At 59.1% G+C, this 20,453-nt stretch carries 15 protein-coding genes and 3 pseudogenes; 5 read left to right on the top strand and 13 right to left on the bottom strand.

All coding sequences use genetic code 11. The features are described from left to right. Positions 1-2 precede the first annotated feature (2 nt). From JG739_RS31625 to JG739_RS31585, 9 genes and pseudogenes are all read right to left on the bottom strand, one after another. Entirely contained in the window at positions 3-998 is a 996-nt protein-coding gene (locus JG739_RS31625; RefSeq protein ID WP_202367744.1) for a tyrosine-type recombinase/integrase, read from the bottom strand. Then, on the bottom strand, positions 988-1,932 hold the full coding sequence (locus JG739_RS31620) for a tyrosine-type recombinase/integrase (RefSeq protein WP_202367743.1): 945 nt from the start codon (positions 1,930-1,932) through the stop codon (positions 988-990). The genes JG739_RS31625 and JG739_RS31620 overlap by 11 nt, the downstream gene beginning before the upstream one ends. After that, the gene (locus JG739_RS31615) at positions 1,929-3,152 is read right to left on the bottom strand and encodes a tyrosine-type recombinase/integrase (RefSeq protein ID WP_202367742.1); all 1,224 of its coding nucleotides are present in this window, start codon (positions 3,150-3,152) and stop codon (positions 1,929-1,931) included. The genes JG739_RS31620 and JG739_RS31615 overlap by 4 nt, the downstream gene beginning before the upstream one ends. A gap of 499 nt (positions 3,153-3,651) precedes the next feature. Then, positions 3,652-4,851 carry an IS91 family transposase gene (locus JG739_RS31610; RefSeq protein WP_202367741.1) on the bottom strand — a complete coding sequence of 400 codons (1,200 nt, stop codon included), beginning with the start codon at positions 4,849-4,851 and terminating at the stop codon, positions 3,652-3,654. 12 nt (positions 4,852-4,863) lie between these two features. Continuing rightward, positions 4,864-5,424: pseudogene (locus tag JG739_RS31605) on the bottom strand (tyrosine-type recombinase/integrase); the annotation flags it as partial. 156 nt (positions 5,425-5,580) lie between these two features. After that, the gene (locus JG739_RS31600; RefSeq protein WP_202362814.1) at positions 5,581-5,928 is read right to left on the bottom strand and encodes a hypothetical protein; all 348 of its coding nucleotides are present in this window, start codon (positions 5,926-5,928) and stop codon (positions 5,581-5,583) included. Positions 5,929-6,585: 657 nt separating this feature from the next. Beyond that, on the bottom strand, positions 6,586-6,819 hold the full coding sequence (locus tag JG739_RS31595) for an RHS repeat-associated core domain-containing protein (RefSeq protein ID WP_202362815.1): 234 nt from the start codon (positions 6,817-6,819) through the stop codon (positions 6,586-6,588). Between the two features lie 63 nt (positions 6,820-6,882). Next, a complete protein-coding gene (locus JG739_RS31590; RefSeq protein WP_199202862.1) occupies positions 6,883-7,848 on the bottom strand; it encodes a transglutaminase family protein in 966 nt (321 codons plus the stop codon). A 162-nt stretch (positions 7,849-8,010) separates the two neighbouring features. Then, entirely contained in the window at positions 8,011-10,935 is a 2,925-nt protein-coding gene (locus tag JG739_RS31585; RefSeq protein ID WP_199202861.1) for a Tn3 family transposase, read from the bottom strand. Positions 10,936-11,056: 121 nt separating this feature from the next. Between JG739_RS31585 and JG739_RS31580 the strand changes: the two genes are divergently transcribed. Further along, positions 11,057-11,668, top strand: coding sequence for a recombinase family protein (locus tag JG739_RS31580; RefSeq protein WP_199202860.1), 612 nt, complete (start codon positions 11,057-11,059; stop codon positions 11,666-11,668). A gap of 33 nt (positions 11,669-11,701) precedes the next feature. On the opposite strand, the pseudogene JG739_RS31575 reads toward JG739_RS31580, so the two are convergent. Next, positions 11,702-12,028, bottom strand: a pseudogene (locus JG739_RS31575) (site-specific integrase); the annotation flags it as partial. A gap of 205 nt (positions 12,029-12,233) precedes the next feature. Here JG739_RS31575 and JG739_RS31570 point away from each other — a divergent pair. From JG739_RS31570 to JG739_RS31555, 4 genes are all read left to right on the top strand, one after another. Continuing rightward, on the top strand, positions 12,234-14,084 hold the full coding sequence (locus JG739_RS31570; RefSeq protein WP_202367740.1) for a tellurite resistance TerB family protein: 1,851 nt from the start codon (positions 12,234-12,236) through the stop codon (positions 14,082-14,084). Beyond that, positions 14,081-15,403, top strand: coding sequence for an ATP-binding protein (locus JG739_RS31565; protein WP_202367739.1), 1,323 nt, complete (start codon positions 14,081-14,083; stop codon positions 15,401-15,403). The genes JG739_RS31570 and JG739_RS31565 overlap by 4 nt, the downstream gene beginning before the upstream one ends. Next, complete coding sequence (locus JG739_RS31560; protein WP_244750010.1) at positions 15,330-17,642, top strand: DEAD/DEAH box helicase; 2,313 nt, start codon at positions 15,330-15,332, stop codon at positions 17,640-17,642. The genes JG739_RS31565 and JG739_RS31560 overlap by 74 nt, the downstream gene beginning before the upstream one ends. A gap of 283 nt (positions 17,643-17,925) precedes the next feature. Then, positions 17,926-18,627: an IS6 family transposase gene (locus JG739_RS31555; RefSeq protein WP_006329070.1), complete on the top strand. Its 702-nt coding sequence runs from the start codon at positions 17,926-17,928 to the stop codon at positions 18,625-18,627. 66 nt (positions 18,628-18,693) lie between these two features. On the opposite strand, the gene JG739_RS31550 is transcribed toward JG739_RS31555, so the two are convergent. The 3 genes and pseudogenes from JG739_RS31550 to JG739_RS31540 all read right to left on the bottom strand — a co-directional run. Then, complete coding sequence (locus JG739_RS31550) at positions 18,694-19,605, bottom strand: host specificity protein (protein WP_202367738.1); 912 nt, start codon at positions 19,603-19,605, stop codon at positions 18,694-18,696. A gap of 192 nt (positions 19,606-19,797) precedes the next feature. After that, positions 19,798-19,890 (bottom strand): annotated as a pseudogene (locus JG739_RS31545) (ATP-binding protein); the annotation flags it as partial. Then, positions 19,881-20,453: DUF5372 family protein (locus tag JG739_RS31540; protein ID WP_244750009.1), on the bottom strand; the 573-nt coding region annotated here is incomplete at its 5' end. The pseudogene JG739_RS31545 and the gene JG739_RS31540, both read right to left, overlap by 10 nt.

Here is a 20,453-nt window from a genome sequence, read left to right as displayed (position 1 = left end):
CGCTAGAGAGCCTTCAGGAAGGCCATTAGGGACGGTAGCGCGCGCTGGGAGACCGTGGTTTGTTGGTCAGAGATGTCGACCCGAGCCAGCGCCTTGGCCTTCATTTCCATATCGACTTCGGCGTAAACATGCGTCGTGTCCAGAGACACATGGCCAAGCCAGGCACGGATTGTGTTGATGTCGACGCCAGCGCGCAGCAGGTGGACTGCAGTTGTATGTCGGATCGTGTGAGGACTAACGCGCTTCGTCTCGATCGACGGCACTATTTTGCTCGCCAGCTCGGCATAGTGGGTCACGAGTCTGTGGATCCCGAACCGCGTCAATGGCGAGTTGATCCGATTCAGGAAGACCGGATCCCGCTTGCCACGTCCCTCGACGAGCTTCGATAGGGTCGTTGCAGTGGCTGGCCATAACGGACATGATCGGAACTTGTTTCCCTTGCCGTGCAGTCGCACCGACGATTGCCGGCCCAGCTGCAAATTGTCGACGATCAACTGCGCCGCTTCATCGGCACGGGCACCGCTATTGTACAAGAACAGAAGCAAAGCGTAATCGCGATTGCCAAGAGGCGTACGACGGTCCGGCTGTGCCAAGAGGGCGTCCATCTCTGGCTTCTCGAGATATCCTATCATGGCCTTGGCGGTCTTCTTGAACGGCATCGCTCGTACTTCGCCGGACCACGCGATGTGGACCGGTGAGTGCATGCCAATGAACCTTGCTAATGAGCGTATGGTTGCCAGCCTCTGGTTTCGAGTGACCCCGCTGCACTTTCGATCGCGTTCCAGGTGATCAAGGAACTGACGGATGATTGACGGTGTCAGATCCTCGACCGACATTCGATCAATGGGACGCGCCGCGTGATTGCTGGCAAACGGAAGCAAGAGCATCAAGGTGTCGCGGTAGCTGGCCTGAGTGTTTCGGGACAGATTGCGTTCAGCCACCAGATGTTCAAGGAGGAACCGCCGCACCCATGGTCCCAGGAGCATCTCATTCTTCATGGCTGCCCTCCATCGCATACTGGGCGAAGCGTTGGCTGGCCGCCTCCAGGAGTTCAGGCGTCATTTGCAGATAACGTTGGGTCGATCGGATGTCGATGTGACCAAGGAAGGTCGCGAGTTGCGGGAGCAATCGTTGGACGTCCTCGCCGGAATGATACCATGCGACGACACGGTGCACGGCCGCTGTGTGGCGAAGATCATGGATACGTGGAGGGCGCAGTTCGCCGATCGGGCGTTCGATTCCGGCGGCTCGGCGGACATGTTGGAACATGGTGACGACACTCTGATAAGTCCACCCTCGAATGCCGCGCGACGCGAATAGCGGCGCCGCCTTTCCCTGCGGCATTGGCAGCAAGCCACGACGCTCGAGATGCGCGGCCAGTTCTCCAGACAGCTTCGGTCCAATTGGAACCAGCCGAGTCTTGAAGAATTTGGTGCAATGGATGGTGATGACGTCTTCGACGAGGTCGACATCCTTCAAGGTCAAGCGCAGGGCCTCGCCGATCCGCATGCCTGTTCCGTAGAGGAGCAGGATCATCGTACGGTACATCGCCGGTACATGCTGGCTGTAGCCCGTTCGCAAAGTCGACGTTGCCTCCAGTAGTCGGCGCAGTTCCTCGGTCGAATATACGTACGGCGTCTGCTGCGGCGGCAGGTTCGGCAGAACTGTCGGCAGAGGCGAGCGATCGGCATATCCGCGGCTTATTGCGAATCTAAAGAGGCCACTCAGCACCCTGTGTTTGAGTGCCCACGTCGCGGTCGGCCCCTTGTCTCCATTGAGGAAATCAATGACCGATTCTGGGGTTACTTCGCCGATCTGTCGATCGCCGACTGCTCGCCCGAAGTGATGGAGCAAGCGGCCGGCAGACTCGAAGCGCATGCCCAGTGACCTTTGCCGGGCGAGGTAGACATCGATGACGTCGATCAGCTTCATAGGACGTCTCCCAAATCGAAGGCGCCAACTTCGCGAAGAGCTGTCATGTTCACTTTTGCGTAGACACTTGTTGCCGCGGTGCTGCGGTGTCCAAGATGGTCGCCGATCTCTTTGATGGTCAGCCCCTCAGCAAGCAAGCGAACTGCACAGGCATGCCGCAGCGCATGCGCGCCCCGATGCGCCGCTTGAATGCCAAGCGCGACAAATCGCCGATTGGCGACGCTATAAATGCTAGCCGCCTTCAAGGCCCGTTGAGGCGCCTGCATACGGAGAAAGACTTCTTGGCACGACGACGGCGGCCGCACCGTATCAACGTAGCGCGCCAATGCTTCAGCAGCAGAGGGCACCAGCGGATAGATCTGGGCTTGTCGTCGCTTTAAGCGGAAAAGCCGAAGAGTTCGCCCCGCCCAGTCGATTTGGTGGAGCTGCAGTGCGGCGACTTCGCCGCGCCGCATACCATATACAGCCAGCAGCAGTAAGATCGCGCGGTCCCGGATGTCGCGGGGCCGGTCCGTGTCGACGGCGGCCAACATCTTCTGGACGTCAGACCAATCCGGGGCATATGGCAGAGACTCTTGCTGATAAAGCCGAGGCCGCGATATTGACCTCGCCAAGCGGTCTGAGCACCACGCCTCTTTTGCCGCGTATCGCAGAAATGCGCGCAAGGCGGAGGCGACATGTGCAATCGAGACACGACCCCAGCGCCCGGCTCCTTGGGTCGCTATATAGTTGTCGATGTCTTCTGCCCTCAAATCCTTGAGCTGACGGTTCGCCTGTTCGCACCACAGTAAGAATCTGCCGGTCATGCTCCCCCATTGCTCCACCGTCGACGGTGTCAAACCGCGTTCGTCACGCATCCAGGCGACGTACCGGTCGAGTTGCCCCTGGTATGACAATATGACAGTGGGTTCACGCCACCAGCCGAGGAACTTCAGCCAGGGGCGCCCGATATCGATGACCCGCCGTGCAGCGGTAGCCGCACCGCGAAGATCCTGCCGAGCCTGCGCGATCGGTAACAACTCCGCCATGCCGACTCCGGCCGCGGCTTCTGGACCGAGATGTAGCGCGATCCACAGGAGTTCGTTGCGTTTGACCCTAAGAACTTCAGGCCTAGCTCCGTGTGCGGCGCAGTGGTGCAAATAGCGGTTCCGCTCGTCAGCGAACGGCACTTCCAGAAATAGGGCATCAGCGGCTTGGTTGGAAAAGGAAAAGTGATCCATGGCGAACCTCCAAACGAGAAAAGGTCCGGCAGCCAAACTCGCCATTTATGTTGCGTCAATCGGCCCCAAATACTCAGATGACAAAGGGAATAGGTCAGCAAGACCACATATGGCTGGCCGCAACATAATGCAGAGCGTTTTTAGCTTGGCGTCGCGCAGAAAGGCGGGTGGCGAGAGCGCGCTGCGGTGGATCGCGACGGTGAGCTAAAAACGTGTTGGACTAAGCCGCCGGCACGGGTGGCCGCTATGGGTTTTCAATTAGGGCCGCACCCATGAACAGGTATCGCATGACGGTGCGGATCCGGTCGCGGCCGCGGCAATTGAACGCGTGGCATACGCCAAAAGCGGCACGGATATCGGTTCCGGCATGTGAGGTCGGCGCCGCGCCCTGTCGGCAGAGGCTGCCGGGGGTGACGGCGCGCACCTTCGCGGGACCGGCTTAGTTTGGCTTCCGAGCCGGCCGGCGCGATGCGACGACAACGAAGGCGACGCCCCTGTTTCATGACGTATCCTGGTATTGCGGGCGTCCGGTGACGCCGTCGAATGTTTCGATGATGATCATCTGGCCTTGACGACAGGCGGGACATTGCCTGAGGGAATGCCCGGTGAGGTCCTCATAGCGGTCGCGATAGTCCTTTTCGGATCGGCTGTCCGCCGGCTCGGGAACCGGCATGCCGAGCAGGTCGCGGCACTGGGCGAGCTTTTGCTCGCGATAGCGATTGCCGAGGAAGCCGTAGTAGCGGATGCGATGGAAGCCCTCGGGCAGGACGTGTAGCAGGAAGCGGCGAATGAACTCGTCGGCCGCGACGGTCATGACCTTCTGCCGACTGCCGTGCCGATAGTCCTTCCAGCGAAAGGCGACTTTGCTGTCCTCGATGGCGACGAGGCGGTTGTTGGAAATGGCGACGCGGTGCGTATAGCGGCCGACGTAGTCGAGGACCTGTTCGGGTCCGGCGAATGGCGGCTTGGCATAGATGACCCACTCGGCCTTTCGTAGCGGCGCCAAATAGCGCCGGAAGGCATTGCGCTCGCTCAAGGCCTGCAAGTCAGAGAAGAACTTCAACTGGCCGGCGTCGAAGGCTTTCTCCAGGTGCTGCAGAAACAATCGTCGGAACAGGCGTGAGAGCACGCGGACCGGCAGGAAGAAGCCGGGCTTGCAGGCGATCCATCGCGTGCGGTCCGGCGAGAACCCGCCACCCGGCACTACGCAGTGCAGGTGGGGGTGGTGCAGCAAATTTTGCCCCCAGGTGTGCAGCACGGCGAAGAAACCGATCTCGGCGCCGAGATGTCGGGGGTCGGCGGCGATCGTCCGCAACGTCTCGGCGGTGGCACGGAAGAGCAGGCCGTAGGCGAGTGCCTTGTTCTGATAGGCAATGGCGGCAATGGGCTCCGGCAGCGTGAAGACGACGTGAAAGTACTGGGTGTCGAGAAGCTCGGCGCGACGATCCTCCAGCCATTGCGCGCGGGCCAGAGATTGGCAGCGGGGACAATGCCGGTCGCGGCAGCTGTTGAAGGCGATGCGCCGGTGGCCGCATTGATCACATGCTTCGACGTGCCCGCCGAGCGCGGCGGTCCGGCACAGTTCGATCGCCGTCATGACGCGGCGCTGGGCGGTGGACAGCGACGCATCATGCTGTGCGCGATAGGCTTCGCCGTAGTAGCGGAAGATATCCGCCACTTCCGGCCCCGAGCGGGCCATTGCCGCGACCGTTCAGAAGTATTGCGGCTTGGCAGGCGGCGGCACGGTGGGCGCCGGGCGCGGCAAGAGCTCGAAGGGGCTCGACGTGGCGCACACCTTGTTGGTGGCGATCCGCAGGTAATGGGCGGTGGTCGCAAGGCTCCTGTGACCGAGCAGCAGTTGAATGGTGCGCACGTCGGCACCGGCCTCCAGCAGATGGACGGCGAAGGCGTGTCTCAAACTGTGCGGCGTGACCGGTTTAGACAATCCGGAGAGGTCGTGCGCTTTCGCGCAGGCTTGTCCCACCGCACTCCTGGTGATCGGCTGGTCGGCACGATCGCCGGGGAAGAGCCATTCCTTCGGTCGCCGCATCTTCCAGTAATCGCGCAGAATCCCCAGGAGCTTGGGCGACAGCATCACGTAGCGGTCCTTCTGGCCTTTGCCCTGCTCGACGCGAATGACCATTCTCTGGCTGTCGATGCCCGTGGGCTTCAGCTGAACCGCTTCCGAGATACGCAAGCCGGCGGCATAGCACGTGGTCAGGATGGCGTGGTGTTTGACGTCGAGGACGCAACCGAGGAACCGCTGAACTTGGGGTCGGTTCCGGCTGAGTGCGAAATGACACCCTAAGCGGCAAGGACGAGCTTGCCATAATAGGGTCCATTCTGGAGGAGGCAGACCTACGTTCTCATCAACACTGTGGCAATGTTCTTGTCATGAAGACGGCGACGATTCGAGATTGCCGTGTCTTCATTCGACAAGCGTGCTTTTCTCCGTGGATTCTGCAAAAGTACAATTCTTGGCGATAATTTCGAACTGAAAATCGCTCCCGCTTAGCATAAATAAAAATCTAGAGAATCCTTCATATTCCTCATTTTTATAATTTTCTGCCAGAACAACATCGTACGGAAGCTGCTTCTGGCTATTTAGAATGCCATTTACCGACATATGTATGCAAAACTCAAAATACAATTCGGGAATGCGATCCTTTCCGCCGGCCCGATACCTAAAATGCACCCTCGCATCGGTACCGACATAGGAGACGCCAAAGTCCCCATACCCACTTGAGTCATAAGGCAATTGCAGGAATTCTTTCATGAGACTTGCCTACTCTTACCAGAGACCGGTTGCACGACCTATTGCGCCTAGAAGTCCGCCACCCGAATTCCCGTTAGACGCACTCGCACTTCCGGCAGATGCACCTGAACTCTCGCTCTTTGGCGCAGAAATGGTCTGCCCAGGAGGTATGTTGTTTCTTTCAAGCTGAGCTCTCAATCGATCCATTGCGTACTTGTCCTTCGTCTTATCTACAATATTCCATTGTGACCGCGGTACATTGGCGCGCTCCAAAGCAGTCGCCGTGCGGGTGTTCATAATATACCCTTTTCCATTAACTCTCCCGGTTTCAACCGAGAGTTGGCTTGGTTTTACTTGTCCACTTTTTATCGCAGAGGCGAGGTCATCAATCGTACTTATTTTCGTTCCAGCCAATTTTGAATATTGTGCTCTGCCGAACGAGCTGAATGTTTCGCTAAATGTCCGTTGAGCGTAGCTTAGGCCCCTTAAGGTGCTTGCTCTAGCCATGCCTTGGCCGATACCCAAAGCGACGCCGCCGGTAGGAGCAGACGCAGCGCCAAGCGCCATATTTGCCAACGCTTCCGTCTCACTTGTCTGCGCTATATCGTCAGGCGTGGTGGGGGTATTGGCTTCGGTGGTAGAAGCGAAGTAGCCTACTATCGCACCGGCGACCCACCCTCAAATATGACCATTTGGATCGCTTTTATTGACAGGATCATTTTCGGCGTAGGCGTATCTGTTTGTTCCGACCCCCGGCATTGTCGGGTCCATCGTGTCGGGAGATATGAAACGCACCGGAGTAGCCTGAGCCCCGCTGGAAAGTGGCAACAAGTGTGGTCTGAATGCCGAAGCGGCGTAACCGCCGGCCGTGCCGGCGACCGTCATCGAGATCGCCAGCATGACCGCCAGCAAGCGTTGAACGATCCTTCCAACTCCCATTTTCAGTCCCCTGCCTCTTCAAATGGTATTCGGTATTCAGTTCAGTTTCGGCTCGCGCCAGCCAAGCGCTTCTGCCTTGGCGAAGGCGTCCTGATTGGCACGTGAAAGCTCAATGGCGCGCGGCATTTCTGCCGGCGGAATGTCTTTCTCGGCCGGATATTTGCGAATGAAGTCGCGTTCGAGCAGCCGATAGTAGGCCGTGCCTTTCTTGGTCAGCGAGTAGGCATCGGCCGGATTGGCTTCGATCAGCACATCGGCAACGGCGATGGCTTCGTCATAGCGGCCTGCCGCCAGCAGAGCATCGAGAGCGCCGGTCGCGATCAGCGCAAGTGTTTCGTGGCGATTCAGTGTCTTGAGATAGACGCCATTGGCAACCGCCTGGTCTGTCATTGGCGCAATCTTGCGATAGTGTTCGTCGCGGGCGAAGCCGGCCCCGCTTGTCGTTTCAAGATTCCATGTCTTGCCTGTCGCTCGGTCGGTGAACTTTACGAACACATGGAGCGGCGCTGTCGAGAGGGCGAGATCGAGGCCGAGCTTTTCGCCAAGGGCGAGGAACAGCATCGGCATAGAAACGCAATTGCCCTTTTTCGTGGCAAGGTAGCGCGTCAGCATCTGCGCGCCGAACTGCTGGCCGAAAGGATCGGCCAGATCGTACTGGAACGGTTTCTGATCGTTCCAGTGTCCCGGCTCATAGATGAACGCCCTCAGAGCCTTCATCTTTTCCATGTCGGTTGCCGCCTCGGCCGGCGGCAAGGTGGACAGCATCTTGCCGACAATCGCCACCATGCCGTCGAGTTCAGCAATCGTGGCCGCTTCATTAATCGACGGATCGGCGAACCTGTCGACCGCGATTTTGGTGCGGGCGAAGCTCATCTCGCTGGCGGGGGCATTGAGGATCGAGCGCACGAAGGTGACTGGCGATTGCGCCTCGCCGGCAATAGCCGGCCACGTCGCTACGACGAGAAACAGCGTCAAGCCGAGCTTTGCGACGGTGCGATGCATAGGCCCCTCGTAACCGCATCGACTGCCATCATAATCGCGCCCGGGCCCAAAGATAGTGGGCAATCTCCAGTTGCGCACAAAAAACGATAGAGGGCGCGACTCTCGGTCGCGCGGTGGGCGAAGATACTCCGCCACATTGATTTTCGCGCCGGGCCGTTTTTGTCATGGAGCAGCGCGAAGGATGGCCTCAACTCGCTTGGTGGGCTTGGGCCATCGGTACTCGCCGGTGAGCAGGATATGCGCCCAGCCGAGCGGCGAGATATGGGCAAGCAGTTCCGGCGGCACGTCGAGCCCCGTATTTCTGCGCTGCAGGACGGCTCGCCCGAGATGAACCGTGTTCCAGTAGATGATGATGGCGGCAAGCAGATTGAGACCCGCTATGCGATAGTGCTGGCCTTCCGTGGTCCGGTCACGAATCTCGCCTTGCCGGCCTATCCGCAGGGCGTTCTTGAGCGCGTGATGTGCCTCGCCTTTATTGAGACCGATGCGCGCACGACGCTGCATGTCGACATCGAGGATCCATTCAATGATGAACAGCGTGCGCTCAATGCGGCCGACCTCGCGAAGGGCGAGCGCAAGATCGTGTTGGCGCGGATAGGAAGCGAATTTGCGCAGCAGCTGACTGGGCGCCATGATGCCGGCGACCATGGTCGCAGCACTACGCAAAATGTCGGACCAGTTCGAGACGATGAGGTCCTCTCTGATCTTGCCGCCGACGAGGCCGCGCAACTCGCTAGGTGTGCCGGCAGGATTGAACACGTAAAGACGCTTCGACGGCAAATCCCGGATATGCGGAATGAACCGGTAACCCAGGATCGAGGCGGTGGCGAAGACATGGTCGGTGAAGCCGCCGGTATCGGCGTATTGTTCACGGACACGCTGGCCGGCTTCATTCATGAGGAGACCGTCAAGAATATAAGGCGCCTCGCTGACGGTCGCCGGAATGAGCTGGGTCGCGAAAGGGGCGAACTGATCGGACAGGTGTGTATATGCCTTTACACCTGGTTCGTTGCCATATTTGGCGTTGATGAGATTCATCGCCTCGCCCTGTCGCGCGGTCGGGAAGAACTGGCCGTCACTGGAAGCGGTCGCTCCCATTCCCCAGAATTGGGCCATCGGCAGACGGCCTTGAGCCGCGACCACCATGGCGAGCGCCTGGTCGATGGCGTCGCTTTCGACATGCCAGCGCGAAAGGCGAGACAATTGCCAGTAGTCGTGGGTATTGGACGCTTCCGCCATCTTTCTTAAGCCCAGATTGAGCCCTTCGGCCAGCAGTACGTTCAGAAGGCCGATCTTGTCCTGGCAGGGAGCACCGGTTCGTAGATGGGTGAAGGCTTCCGTAAATCCGGTTGCCGCATCGACATCCAGAAGAATGTCGGTGATCCGCACTTCCGGCATGCGCCGGTAAAGATCGAGGATCAGTTCGTCGGCGTCCTGCGGTGTTGCCGCAGTCAGCCGTTCAAGATGCAAGGTACCGTCTTCGATGCTGCCGAGCGGAATGGTGCCGCTCCGGGCGGCTCTGGCCAGCCGCTTCAGTCCATCCGCCATTCTGGCCTTGCGATCGGCAAGCCATGAGCCGGGTTCGAACGGGACCGCCAGCCTTGTTGTGGCCAGAGCAGCCGACATCGGCACCAGCGCTTGTTTGAGATCGGCATAGCGGCGGGAATGGGCGAGCCATACGTCGCCGGACCGGAACGCGTCGCGTAAATGGAAGAGGACCGCTACTTCCCACAAGCGATGGTCGCCGTCATCCTGCGCCTTGAGATGGCGGTTCCATTTTGATGTGGGACGCAGAAAAGTTGTCGGTTGCGACGGTGTTTCGCGCTTTTCCCGGATCAGGGCGATTGCTCGCATGAGCGGTTCGGCCACGCTTGCCGCCTGTATTTCCAGGCAGCGCAGCATGCGCGGCGCATAGCGGCGGAAGCGATGAAAGCCCTGGATGACATGAGCCAGTGGATCGGCGGCAAGGGTGTCGGTCAATTGAGATGCCGTAGCGACCAGTTTCTCCAGCTCCGGCCAGCCTGGCGATGTGGCAATCGCCGTTTCAAGCGAAATGCCGTCGTTTCGTGCTTCGAGCATTGCCGTGCCGAGACCGGAGAAGGCGCGCAAGGTGTCGGTTACGGCCGTTTTGGCATCAGCAACGCGTCCATCGCAAAGCCGTTTGGCCTCTCGCCAGGTCTTGCCGACGATCCGGTCATGCGTCTCCACAACAGCATCGCCAATCGCCGCGGCCCACTCCACTACGCAAACGGCAAGAATAGCCAGGCGCCGCTCCGTTCCGATATCGCGCAAGCCATCGGCGAAATATCTCTCGCCCTGCCGTCGCAGACGGGCGATCCGATGTGGCGGAACATCATCGAGAACCTGTGGCTTCAATCCTAGCCCTGCCAGAAATTCAAGGCGGTCGAGCAGACGGTTCGCCAAGGCAGAGTTGTCACCCGGTTCGGTTCTGCGCAGCCAGACGAAGCGGCTGACATTGCCCTCCGTCATTTCTGTCAGCAGCATATCGAGCCGATCGCGGATCGGCTGATCGAGGCGATCGGTAATCCGCATCTCGATCCGGCGTTCGGCTGCCACAAGGGCGTCGGCGCAGAGTCGCTCAATCATCGAAATCGCCGGCAAGATGGTTTGAGTTTGGCGGCATCCATCGACAAATCGCCGTGCGAGATCTTCATTGGAGCGGGAATCTTCGGCCTGCGCGTCAAGCGACTCTTTCAGTTCCCGTGCGCCGCGGCCTGCGAAATTCTTGTAGCCGTAGATAGCGCGCAAGGCCTCCATATGCTGCTGGCGCGTTTGCCGGCGAACGGCATAGTTGAGCAGCGCGTCGCCGGCCACGCCGATCTGCGCGGCGATGAACGCAAGAACCTGGTCAGGAATGACCTCGCCCTGATAAAGCGTCCGCCCGGGATATCTCAGCGCGCAAAGCTGAAGCGCAAATCCCAGTCTGTTCTCGGGACGCCGCCGTTCCCGAATATGGACCAGATCGTCGTCGGCCAAAGTGTAGTGCCGCAAAAGTGAGACTTCGTCGGTCGGCAGGTCGAAGAGGGTAGCGCGTTGGCGATCAGTCAGAACGGAACGATGAGCCATGTTTCTTTTTTATCCCGAGGAAAGGATTGAGAATTCTTGTTTGTGAAATGGAATAAGGTATATTCACAATGGTTATCGCACCTGGTTGCGCGTCAATGCCTCAAACACTCGTTTGTGAAACATGCTGATCGGATACGCCCGCGTCTCCAAAGCCGATGGAAGCCAGTCGCTCGACCTCCAGCGCGATGCGCTCCTCAGTGCCGGCATTACAGAACAGCACATCTATTCTGACCGTGCATCAGGCACGAGAGATGACCGTCCCGGTTTGGAGGCCTGTCTCAAAGCACTCCGTAGTGGTGACGTGCTTGTCATCTGGAAGCTCGATCGGCTGGGCCGCAGCCTGCATCATCTGGTCAAAACCGTAACCGAGCTCACCGATCGCGGTGTCGGCCTGAAGGTCTTGACCGGTCAAGGGGCGCAAATCGACACGACAACGCCAGCCGGGCGGCTTTCTTTCGGCATCTTCGCCGCCCTGGCCGAGTTTGAAAGCGAACTTATTCGCGAACGAACGATCGCCGGCCTGCAGGCCGCACGCGCCAGAGGCCGAAAGGGCGGGAGAAAATTCGCCCTTACCAAGGCCCAAGTTCGGCTAGCGCAAGCCGCGATGGCAAATCGCGACACCGCCGTCTCCGAACTTTGCCAGGAACTCGGGATCAAACCGGTGACATTGTATCGATACGTCGATCCTACCGGCCACCTTCGCGACTATGGCAAGCGTGTCCTTGCCGCTTAGGGTGTCATTTCACACTCAGCCGGAACCGACCCCAACTTCTTCGGGACTGAGGACGATCGGCAGCCTCTGCGGCTTCTTGGGAAGCGGGAGGACCTCTTCAGGCGCCCAGTCCCGCTCGAGCGTCACATTGTAGAGAAAGCGCAGCGCCGCAATGGCGGTGTGAATCGAGCCGGGCGACAGCTTCTTCTCATTGGCCAGATAGACCTGATAGGTCCGAATATCCTCTCGCCCGAGCAAGTCCGGCGACTTGCCGAAGTGGCGGGCAAACAGCGAGACCTGTTGCAGATACGACAGCTGGGTGTTGAGCGCGAAGTTGCGCACCTGCATGTCCTCGCTCATGCGCTGGCGAAGGTGAGTCATGACAAGCTCCTTTGTCCGATGGAATGGGCTGCAAGCAGCCACTCCATGCTGACGCAGTCGGAGCTTGTTGTGGACACATGACCAGCGCGACAGACGCGACGCGATCAACACTACGCCGGCGGCACACACCCTCCTTGCCGCTCCGCAATCGCGGAGCGGGTTAGTCCAACCGCCGATATGTTCTGGAGAACATATCGGCGGATACGTGTTCCTCTATTTCTATGGTCTCGAACGCCGCCTCATGTTGGAGGAAAGCCCACCCGACGCCGATGGTGTCATTGCCGAGGTTGGCCGGCTATTGCAGGTGTATGGAGGGAATGGTTCGTTCAAGCGTTATGCTGGTGAGTTGCTTTCCGCTTACCAGCTAAAATCGGCTCAGTTGCCGGAAAAGTTTGATCTGGAGGTCGAGGAAAATAGCTACGAGATCCCGATAATGCTGAAGGTCGCCCTTGGGATGCGGGTGCGCAGCGGAGACGCGATCGAGCCGGACCTTTTGTTGGCCTACGTCCTTGCCGACCCCGAAACGAGGGTGCGAACGCCGGCGCGACGGGCACAGACTCTCTTGCGAGAGCTGTTCGCCGAAGCGGTGGAGAAGCAATATCCAAATGGCGTGCGCGTTGCGCCCGCCGGAGTGCGAAAACTGAAGGTCAACTACCGTGCCTGCAGCGGGACGTTCGATCTTGCAATCCGCCCCTTTGGCGGTGACCTGCCGGACATCACAAACCGCAGCGAACCGATAGGCGGTGCTCGCCGCATCTTCGACGACTGCACGGATCGGCTCGACAACTACAGCCGCATGCTCGGCCGTTCGGAGGGACTGAAGCCTAGCCTTGCGGCTGTGGCTCAGCTGCCCTTGGGTTTGCGCGTGAAGAATTGTGAAACACTCGCTGGCAGCCCGTTGAGGCGGCTCCAGGAACTGGCGAGTAATGACGCCCTAATATCCATTCAGAAACTGGCTGAATTGGCTGGGATGGATCCCGACAAAATTGCCGCGCGAGCGAAACAGAAAGAACTTTCCGGAATTCTGGCCGCCCTTGGCTATGGCCATACCGCCGATCCTTCCTTTTCCCTGAAGTCGGCAAAACCAAACGAGCCGGCGATGGTCTTTGCTCTGGAACGTGAAGCCGAAGCTGATCTCGAGCCCGGCGACCGCTACCGCCCCATGCAATTGTCAATCATGCTCGGCATGGTGATCGCTTTCGCCGACGGTCTCCTCCATCCTCTGGAGGAACGCAGGCTCTCCGGCAAGATTGACGAGACGCCCTGTCTTTCGAGGGACGAACGTGTACGCCTCAAAGCCGAACTCAAGGTCTGCGCAGCCGATGCCAGCCGCGTGGTGGCTTGGACCAAACGCATAGGAGACGTGCCCAAGGACCGCCGCGAAGACCTTGCCGATGAATTGGTGGCAATCGCCGCGGCAGATGGAACCCTTCACACACGAGAAGTGTCGCAGCTCGAGAAGTTGTTCAGGCTGATGGATCTGGACCAAAACTCCCTTTATTTGCGACTGCAGGGGAGTGTTGCGCCGCAGAACAGGCCGCGCGACGGAAATGACGATCTTCCCCTGATTATCCCCGCAGGGATCCGCCCGCCGGGTATTCCGGTGTCGCCGGCGTCTCCTAGAGCGCCTGCGCCGCGCGTCGACATCTCGCGTCTCGAAGCGATCCGACGTGAAACCCGGACCACGTCCAGTGTCCTTGCCGATATTTTCGTGGACGAAGCAGAGCCGCCGATCGAGCTTCAGCCCGCGACCGAGGAAATCGAGACGTCCAAAGGGGATGCGCGCTTCGACGGGCTGGAGCGACGCTATGCGTGGCTACTGTCGCAACTGATCGAGCAGGAAACCTGGACGGCTTCGGATTTTGAGCGTTTGGTGCGCGGTGCCGATCTGATGCCGGGCGCGGCGAAGCAAGCACTAAACGATTGGTCCCTCGACCGCTTCGACGAACTGGTCCTCGACGGCGACAACCCTGTCATCGTCAACGCCAGCCTGTTTTCCGAGGCTACTCCCCAGTCTCCGTCGCTCACCGTCTCTGTCGAAGGAATGTCAGCATGACGACAAAAACCCCACCTATCAAACCAAGAGATCGAGACACCATTATCAGCGCCTTGCGTGCCGGTGTCGTGCCGCGCATCGGTCTCCAGCATATTCAGGTGGGTCGCCAGCGCGAGATCGAAGCGCTGATCCAGGACATCGAGCGAATCGGCAACGGCGGGTCGAGTATCCGTCTCGTCATCGGCGCCTATGGTGCCGGCAAGACCTTCTTCCTGTTTCTCATCAGGCAGATCGCACTTCAGCGCAAGCTTGCCGTCTGCCAGGCCGACCTTTCTCCAGATCGCCGCATCCACGCCACCGGCGGGCAGGCGCGTACGCTCTATGCCGAGCTCGCCACCAGTCTTGCGACCCGTACCGCTCCAGACGGAGGCGCGCTCAGAAACATTCTGGAGAGCTACATACAAAAAGCATCCGAACGCGCTTCCTCAAGCGGGACGACTATTGAAATCGCCATCAAGGAAGGCCTTGGCGATCTTCGCGAGATGGTCGGTGGCTATGATTTCGCAACCGTCATCGTTGCCTATGCGCGGGGCTACGAGGAAGGAAACAGCAATTTGCAGGACGCCGCGCTGCGTTGGTTGCGCGGCGAATACACGACAAAGACAGAGGCGCGAGGCGATCTGGGTGTCCGTGCCATCATCGACGACGCGTCCTTCTACGATGGCCTGAGACTGCTCGCCCGTTTCACAAGGCTCGCTGGTTTTGGCGGCCTGTTGGTCTGCCTCGACGAACTCGTCAATCTCTACAAGCTGCAGAGCGCACAGGCCCGCAAACAGAATTACGAGCAGATCCTGCGCATCTTCAACGATGTCCTGCAGGGCACGACGCAGGGTATCGGTTTCATTTTGGGCGGCACACCGGAATTCCTGCTCGACACGCGGCGCGGCCTTTACTCCTACGAAGCCTTGCAGTCCCGCCTTGCCGGGAACAGTTTTGCCGGCAATGGCCTTGCCGACTATTCCGGTCCGGTGGTCAATCTGCCGAACCTGACGCCAGAAGAACTCTACCATCTCCTGGAGCGGCTGCGCGACGTCTTCGCGGCCGGCGATCAGGAAAAATGGCTGGTTCCGGACGAGGCACTCCACGCCTTTATGGACCATTGCGCCAACCGGATCGGTGAGACTTATTTTCGGACCCCGCGCAACACGGTGAAGGCCTTCGTCGATCTGCTCGCGATCCTTCAGCAAAACCCCGGCACAGATTGGAAAGACATGCTCGGCGCAGTGGACGTCGCGGAAGATCGGGGTGGTGCAGGCGACCGGCCCATCGATGACGCCGAAGGCGGAGCGGACGACGAGCTTGCAACCCTCCGCATTTGACACGCTTTCCGAGCCGGTCAGGCGCTGGATATGGCAGCGGAAATGGCCGTCGCTACGGGATGTCCAGGAAAAAGCCATCCCGGCCATCCTCGCGGGCGGCGATGTCGTGATCTCCGCGCGCACTGCCGCCGGCAAGACTGAAGCCGCCTTCCTGCCGTTGTTGACCCGGTATGGCGAGCACGCAGGAAGCGCCGATGGGTTCGCCATCCTCTATGTCAGCCCGCTGAAGGCGCTGATCAACGATCAGCACCGGCGGCTAGAAAGCCTGTGCGAAGGAAGCGGCGTCCTCCTGCACAAATGGCATGGCGATGTGTCGGCGGATGCCAAAACCCGTGCACGGAAACGACCTTCGGGTGTCGTGTTGATCACTCCGGAATCGCTGGAGGCGTTGCTCGTCCGCAGGGGCGGGGAGGTTGCGCAGATGTTTTCGCGCCTCGATGCGGTGGTCATCGACGAGTTACATGCCTTCATCGGCACCGAGCGCGGTATGCAGTTGCAATCGATCCTGAACAGGATCGAGGTGGCGACCGCGCGCGACCGCATCGATCGAATTGGGCTGTCGGCAACACTTGGCGACATGAGCCTCGCTGCCGAGGCGCTGCGACCCGGCATGGGTGCCAGCGTCACGATCGTGGAAGGCAAGGACGAGGGGAACGGGGTCCGTTTGCAGATCCGGGGTTATCTGCTGGACAGCACCGCTCCAGGCGATCTCACGACCACCACTGACGACAGCGATCCACCCAAAAAGGCGGCTGAGCCTTTCGAACAGTCGACGGTCCCGGCAGCGCTTGCGGCCGACTTGTTTCGCCTGCTGCGCGGCCAGAGCAATCTGCTGTTTGCCGGTTCTCGCGCCAATGTCGAGGTCTATGCCGACATGCTGCGTTCGATGTGCGACGAAGCGAGCTTTCCAAATGAGTTCTTCCCGCATCATGGCAATCTCGCAAGGGCGATGCGCGAGGAGGTCGAAGCGCGGCTTCGAGACGATCCGCGCCCGACCACGGCGGTCGCGACCACCACCCTGGAACTCGGAATCGACATTGGCGAGGTGGAGACCATTGCGCATATCGGGCCGGGCTTTTCGGTCGCGTCACTTCGCCAGCGCCTTGGCCGATCCGGCCGCAGGGCCGGAAAGCCCGCAACGCTGCGCATGTTCGTCATCGAGCCTCCGATTGGCAAGGGACGACACCCAATCGACCGGCTTCGCCTGGATCTGGTTCAGTCGATTGCGATGGTCGAGTGCTTGCGGGCAGGATGGTGTGAGCCGCCATTGCCAGCTGGGCTGCATCTTTCAACGCTCGTCCATCAAGTGATGGCACTGATCGTGCAGACCGGCGGCGTAAGCCCGATAGTCGCCTGGAAACTGTTGTGCGAGCGCGGCCCCTTCCGAGCCGTGGACAGGACGCTGTTTGCCGAATTGCTTCGGTGCATGGCCACGCCTGAACACCAGCTGCTTGAGCAGTCGCCGGAAGGCTTGCTCATGATCGGAGAGACCGGAGAAAAGATCACGGAATCGTACGAATTCTATGCTGTTTTCGCTACCGAACGAGAATACCGGATCATCAACGATGCACGGACGCTCGGCACCTATCCGCTGAGCTCTCCGCTTGCACGTGGCGAAACGATCATTTTTGCCGGGCGCCGCTGGCAAGTCATCGAAATAGACGATCGCGCTCGGGTTATCATGGTCAAGCCGACACGGGCGGGAAAGCCACCGCATTTCAACGGCAAAGGAGCGGCCATCCACGATCACGTGGTGGCAACAATGCCCGCGATTCTCGCATCCGATGAGACCTACCCCTATCTCGATCCTGCCGCCAACCGCCTGCTGGATGAGGCGCGCAGTTCGTTCCTGGACCTGCAATTGGATCGCCGTTCCATCATTGCGCATGGGGAGGGGGTCCTGATTTTCCCCTGGGTCGGAACCATGAAGCTGCAGACCCTTAGCCTGGCGTTGCTGGCCCGCGAGTTCAAAGCATCGCATTTCGGGCATGCCATTGAACTTCAGGAATGCGAGGCCGGGAAAGCCATGGAAACTCTGCAGGATATAGCCGGTTCGCCGCCGCCAGACGGAGAAGACCTGGCTGCACGACTGGCGCAACCGGCATTGGCTAAGTTCGACACGTTCCTGAGCGATCACCTGATGACATTGGTCACAATGGTGGAAAGAATCAGCGCCAAAGACCTGCCCTTGACCGCAGCCAAAGCACTGGGAAATCATACGACGCATGAAGTCGCATAACCGCCGGGATCGTTTGCTTGCACTCGGCTCCGGCAGCCTTTCGCATATGTCGGAGGCTGTTATAACGGGCACGTCGGCGCGGATGAGGGAAGCCCGCGGCACATAGCAAGCTATTCAAGAAATCGAACGCCGAATGCCCCCGGCGGCTCATCGTAGTGAGACCTCCTCCTAGGTGTACCGCTCGCTCGCTTATCGGGGGGTGAGGCGGAAGGGTTCTGTTGCAAACTTTTTCGTTACGGGTTGTCTGGCAAGTGACCTCCGACATTTTTTTAGGAGGTTTGTGATGTTCAGAGGCCGGCATTTCGACCGATCGGTCATCCTGGTGTGCGTTCGCTGGTATCTGGCATATGGACTGAGCCTGCGCGATTTGAAGGAGATGATGGCCGAGCGTGGCATTAGCGTCGATCATTCGACGATCCATCGCTGGGTTGTTCACTTCTCGCCCTTGCTGCTGGAGCGCTTCAACCGGCGCAAGCGCGCAGCGACCGGCAAATGGCATGTTGATGAAACCTACATCAAGGTCCGAGGGCAGTGGATGTATCTCTACCGCGCTATCGACAGCGTCGGCGACACGGTCGAATTCTATTTCAGCGAACATCGGGATTTGCCGGCGGCCAAGCGTTTCTTCAGGAAAGCGCTGGAGCGCCATGGGCGTCCCGATCGTGTCGTCATCGATGGTAGCCAGACCAACCAGGAGGCGATCGTTTCCTGCGATACGACACATCGATTGCAGGATCGCTGCAGGCGCCGACCGAAGCCGATCCGAATCCGCCAAAGCCAATACTTGAACAACCGGATCGAGCAGGACCATCGGCGGATCAAGCGCCGTGTTCGGCCGATGCTCGGCTTCAAATCTCCCGCAGCCGCAAGCATCATCCTCGACGGCATCGAAATGCTTCACATGATGCGCAAACGACAGGCGAGGTTCGCCTTCAACCCAAATCCGTCATTGGCCGAGCAGTTCGATATCCTCGCCGCCGCATAAGCACCGCCCGCCATCTCTTCTTGCTTCAGTTCAACAAAAATTTGCAACAGAACCCAGCCAGGTGCCTCATTTGATTGCCAGCCTATTCAGATAGCGTTCCAAGTACCAAGTCGGGTCATCATCAGACGATTCATCCTCGATATATGCTTCGCTCGAATACTCATCACCACTTCCTTCACTATCGCTATCGTCGCTCACAGACTTGGAGAGATATAGCCCCGGTTTGTTTGCTCGCTGCCATTCACCGTCGTTATTCTTCATCCACAGGTCAGGATGCTGCGTCGGGTCAAGGACCCACCGATTTTCACCCACGTCAACAAAACCCATCTGCTCCAGACGGTCCTCCATCTCTGGCAAAGCGGGACGTGACATGATCAGCGGCCGTTCGCCGTCGAGTCGAAGTTGATGTTCGAGCAGAATATCGCCCGCGTTCTCGACCAGAGGATGCGTAACACGAAGGTCTACAATGGATGTAATGTGTTCTCGCCCGGGAAATTGATGCCGCCACGGTTCCTTTTTGATGCTAAATCCGCCTTCTGTTCTTAACAGCCCAGCGCATGTTCTTAACAGCCCAGCGCACGTTTCGCCCAACTCATAACTAAAATAGCGCGCCCTGACGGTATCATCGCGCGTGTTACCGTAGCAACCGGCTAGTGTTGCCGTGCGCGCAGCTTTTATGGACACAAAAGGCGAATACTCTTGTGGATTTTCGGCGATGTAATTGATTTCACTGCTAAAAAAGCCTTTCACTTTGCTGCGGAATGAAGACTCATCAATCTCCTCGATAGGAGGTTGGGAAGCAAGCGAGTACGGCCGCGTTCGCCCCGAAAATGAACTAGCATGGGGGTCCAGCGCCGATTGGGACGGCATGCCTGTAAATGTTGGTGCCCCGGTCAAGTTCTCGATCCATCGTAGTTCCGGGGCAAGATGACCCTCTTCGGCAGCGCCGTGGCGCAACGGCAGTCCTGTGTTGTCCATTCGGTCTCTCCGGGTGGGAAGGCAAGGAAGCTTCCACGGTATATCGGCGAGGGGCACGCCTCCCGTCATGCATATTCTATATGGTTATATCTTAGGGATGTTGTACCGCCGTTTACGTTTATCAAGCGAAGTGATGATTTGGCTCCTTGGCAAACTGGAGATTTGACCCACCATATTATCTTGCGGTTCCCTTTATCTCGAGCGAAGCCGGTAGCTGTCACCGCGGATGGTGATCACTGTAAAATGATGAAGCGAGCGATGAAGGATGGCGGTTGCTATGCCCGGATGAAGGCGATCTTCTTGGGATTGAACGGCTTGCCTTCCCAGGTTTGCAGGCCACCTTCATTGAAGATATCGGCGATCTCGCGATCGCAATGACGGTCGACCTCGGCGACGAGCTCAGGCTTGAACTTGCGGATCTGGGGGATCGGAACAGGCCGCTCCAGCGTCAAGGTGCGGGTTGCCCCGCCGGATAGTCGTACGTTTGCGGTAATCGGCGCAGAGACCCGATCCAGCAGCGCGAGCAAATCCAATAGGTCGACCGTCCGGAACCCCGCCCGCCCGGCGACGCGCTGGAATGCGTCAGGCTGCTCCATGTCCGTCATTGCGGCGGCAATGCTGGGCAAGGTCCCGTCCGCCGCCAGGGGGAACGGTCCAGCAATGGATGGTCGTGTGATCGGCCGCAATGCCGCGCTCGGACGGGCGAAGCGATCATACCGTCGTCCTATGCTCCAAAAGCTGACCGCCAGTCCCTGGGGACCATCACCATGTCCGGCCAGAATGGCTGAATATGAATTGTGCATGACGGCGGTGCCACCGATGGGCGCTAGTATACTTGCTTGTTGTGT

The sequence above is a fragment of the Mesorhizobium sp. L-2-11 genome, from assembly GCF_016756595.1.
GTDB lineage: Bacteria > Pseudomonadota > Alphaproteobacteria > Rhizobiales > Rhizobiaceae > Mesorhizobium.
Note: the sequence above shows the minus strand (reverse complement) of the source record. Positions and strands in the feature narration are given on the sequence as shown.

Excerpts from the sequence above, each read along its gene's own strand:
- JG739_RS31625 (WP_202367744.1), bottom strand. The coding sequence starts at position 998 with ATGAAGAATGAGATGCTCCTGGGACCATGGGTGCGGCGGTTCCTCCTT.
- JG739_RS31620 (WP_202367743.1), bottom strand. The coding sequence starts at position 1,932 with ATGAAGCTGATCGACGTCATCGATGTCTACCTCGCCCGGCAAAGGTCA.
- JG739_RS31615 (WP_202367742.1), bottom strand. The coding sequence starts at position 3,152 with ATGGATCACTTTTCCTTTTCCAACCAAGCCGCTGATGCCCTATTTCTG.
- JG739_RS31610 (WP_202367741.1), bottom strand. The coding sequence starts at position 4,851 with ATGGCCCGCTCGGGGCCGGAAGTGGCGGATATCTTCCGCTACTACGGC.
- JG739_RS31600 (WP_202362814.1), bottom strand. The coding sequence starts at position 5,928 with ATGAAAGAATTCCTGCAATTGCCTTATGACTCAAGTGGGTATGGGGAC.
- JG739_RS31590 (WP_199202862.1), bottom strand. The coding sequence starts at position 7,848 with ATGCATCGCACCGTCGCAAAGCTCGGCTTGACGCTGTTTCTCGTCGTA.
- JG739_RS31585 (WP_199202861.1), bottom strand. The coding sequence starts at position 10,935 with ATGGCTCATCGTTCCGTTCTGACTGATCGCCAACGCGCTACCCTCTTC.
- JG739_RS31580 (WP_199202860.1), top strand. The coding sequence starts at position 11,057 with ATGCTGATCGGATACGCCCGCGTCTCCAAAGCCGATGGAAGCCAGTCG.
- JG739_RS31565 (WP_202367739.1), top strand. The coding sequence starts at position 14,081 with ATGACGACAAAAACCCCACCTATCAAACCAAGAGATCGAGACACCATT.
- JG739_RS31555 (WP_006329070.1), top strand. The coding sequence starts at position 17,926 with ATGTTCAGAGGCCGGCATTTCGACCGATCGGTCATCCTGGTGTGCGTT.
- JG739_RS31550 (WP_202367738.1), bottom strand. The coding sequence starts at position 19,605 with ATGGACAACACAGGACTGCCGTTGCGCCACGGCGCTGCCGAAGAGGGT.